The sequence below is a fragment of the Streptosporangium sp. OZ121 genome (genome assembly GCF_051918885.1).
GTDB lineage: Bacteria > Actinomycetota > Actinomycetes > Streptosporangiales > Streptosporangiaceae > Streptosporangium.
Genome location: NZ_JBPXMC010000071.1, coordinates 1 through 3,187 on the forward strand (window position 1 = coordinate 1; position 3,187 = coordinate 3,187).

A 3,187-nucleotide genomic window follows, 5' to 3' on the forward strand; every position below is an offset into this window, starting at 1 on the left:
TGCTTTGTGGTCAAGTCCTCGGCCTATTAGTACTGGTCAGCTCCACACATTACTGCGCTTCCACTTCCAGCCTATCAACCCGGTCGTCTCCCGGGAGCCTTACCCACTCTCGTGGTGGGAGACCTCATCTCAAGGCGAGCTTCCCGCTTAGATGCTTTCAGCGGTTATCCCTTCCGAACGTAGCCAACCAGCCGTGCTCCTGGCGGAACAACTGGCACACCAGAGGTTCGTCCGTCCCGGTCCTCTCGTACTAGGGACAGCTCCTTTCAAGTCTCCTGCGCGCGCAGCGGATAGGGACCGAACTGTCTCGCGACGTTCTAAACCCAGCTCGCGTACCGCTTTAATGGGCGAACAGCCCAACCCTTGGGACCTACTCCAGCCCCAGGATGCGACGAGCCGACATCGAGGTGCCAAACCATCCCGTCGATATGGACTCTTGGGGAAGATCAGCCTGTTATCCCCGGGGTACCTTTTAGCCGTTGAGCGACGGCGCTTCCACATGCCACCGCCGGATCACTAGTCCCAGCTTTCGCTCCTGCTCGACCCGTCGGTCTCACAGTCAAGCTCCCTTGTGCACTTACACTCGACACCTGATTGCCAACCAGGCTGAGGGAACCTTTGGGCGCCTCCGTTACTCTTTAGGAGGCAACCGCCCCAGTTAAACTACCCACCAGACACTGTCCCTGATCCGGATCACGGACCGAAGTTAGACGTTCAAAACGACCAGAGTGGTATTTCACCAATGACTCCACCACCACTAGCGTGATAGCTTCACCGTCTCCCACCTATCCTACACAAGACGTTCCAAACGCCAATGTCAAGCTATAGTGAAGGTCCCGGGGTCTTTCCGTCCTGCTGCGCGTAACGAGCATCTTTACTCGTAGTGCAATTTCGCCGGGTCTGCGGTTGAGACAGCGGGGAAGTCGTTACGCCATTCGTGCAGGTCGGAACTTACCCGACAAGGAATTTCGCTACCTTAGGATGGTTATAGTTACCACCGCCGTTTACTGGCGCTTAAGTTCTCAGCTTCGCCGCTCCGAAGAACAACTAACCGGTCCCCTTAACGTTCCAGCACCGGGCAGGCGTCAGTCCGTATACATCGTCTTACGACTTCGCACGGACCTGTGTTTTTAGTAAACAGTCGCTTCCCCCTGGCCTCTGCGACCCCCACCAGCTCAGAGCGCGAAGCTCGTCACCAGCGAAGGCCCCCCTTCTCCCGAAGTTACGGGGGCAATTTGCCGAGTTCCTTAACCACAGTTCACCCGATCGCCTTAGTATTCTCTACCTGACCACCTGAGTCGGTTTAGGGTACGGGCCGCCACGACACTCACTAGAGGCTTTTCTCGGCAGCATAGGATCACCCACTTCGCCACAATCGGCTCGGCATCACATCTCAGGATACGTAAGAGGCGGATTTGCCTACCTCTTTCCCTACATGCTTACCCCAGGACTACCATCGCCTGGGCTGGGCTACCTTCCTGCGTCACCCCATCGCTTACCTACTACCAGTTCAGGCCAGGCGTTCACCCTCACCCCAAGCCCGAAGGCTCGGAGGGGTTAAGGACCCTTAGTATCACTGGATTCAGTATTGGCGCATCGTAGCGGGTACGGGAATATCAACCCGTTGTCCATCGACTACGCCTGTCGGCCTCGCCTTAGGTCCCGACTTACCCTGGGCGGATTAGCCTGCCCCAGGAACCCTTGGTCATCCGGCGCAGAAGTTTCTCACTTCTGATTCGCTACTCATGCCTGCATTCTCACTCGCACAGCCTCCACAACTGGATCACTCCGCTGCTTCGCCGGCCGCACGACGCTCCCCTACCCATCCACACACCTCAACCACAAAGGCTCGGATAATGTGTGAATGCCACGACTTCGGCGGTGTACTTGAGCCCCGCTACATTGTCGGCGCGGAATCACTTGACCAGTGAGCTATTACGCACTCTTTCAAGGGTGGCTGCTTCTAAGCCAACCTCCTGGTTGTCACTGCGACTCCACATCCTTTCCCACTTAGCACACGCTTAGGGGCCTTAGTCGGTGGTCTGGGCTGTTTCCCTCTCGACTACGGAGCTTATCCCCCGCAGTCTCACTGCTACGCTCTCACTTACCGGCATTCGGAGTTTGGCTGACGTCAGTAACCTTGTCGGGCCCATTAGCCATCCAGTGCTCTACCTCCGGCAAGAAACACGTAACGCTGCACCTAAATGCATTTCGGGGAGAACCAGCTATCACGGAGTTTGATTGGCCTTTCACCCCTAAACACAGGTCATCCCCCAGGTTTTCAACCCTGGTGGGTTCGGTCCTCCACGCGGTCTTACCCGCGCTTCAACCTGCCCATGCCTAGATCACTCCGCTTCGGGTCTACAGCATGCGACTCAAACGCCCTATTCAGACTCGCTTTCGCTACGGCTCCCCCACACGGGTTAACCTCGCCACACACCATAACTCGCAGGCTCATTCTTCAAAAGGCACGCAGTCACATCACAAACAAGAGCAAGCCCTCGTTTACGCTCCTACGGCTTGTAGGCACACGGTTTCAGGTACTATTTCACGACCCCTCACCGGGGCGCTTTTCACCTTTCCCTCACGGTACTTGTTCACTATCGGTCATCAGGGAGTATTTAGGCTTACCAGGTGGTCCTGGCAGATTCACACAGGATTTCTCGGGCCCCGTGCTACTTGGGATCCCCTCAAACAGTCCAACCAATTTCGCCTACCCGACTCTCACGGTCTACGGCGCAACTTCCCAGAAGCTTCGACTATCGGAAGGATTTCTTACTGTCTATGGTCTCGGCAGAAACCATCAGAGGGTCCCACAACCCCGCAAACGCAACGCCTGCCGGCTATCACACGCCTACGGTTTAGCCTGATCCGCTTTCGCTCACCACTACTCACGGAATCACTAATTTGTTTTCTCTTCCTACGGGTACTGAGATGTTTCACTTCCCCGCGTTACCACCAACCGCCCTATACATTCAGGCGGAGGCAACACCACATGACTGGTGCTAGGTTTCCCCATTCGGACATCCCCGGATCAAAGTCTGGTTGGCGACTCCCCGGGGCTTAACGCAGCCTCCCACGTCCTTCATCGGCTCCTGATGCCAAGGCATCCACCGTGTGCCCTAAAAAACTTGGCCACAAAGATGCTCGCGTCCACTATGCAAATCTCAAACAACAAACAGCGACC

General features: G+C 56.2%; 1 rRNA gene. It reads right to left on the bottom strand.

The window, feature by feature from the left end:
• Positions 1 to 6: 6 nt before the first annotated feature.
• Positions 7 to 3,137: ribosomal RNA gene (locus ACTOQ1_RS42695) — 23S ribosomal RNA — on the bottom strand.
• Between the last annotated feature and the right edge of the window lie 50 nt (positions 3,138 to 3,187).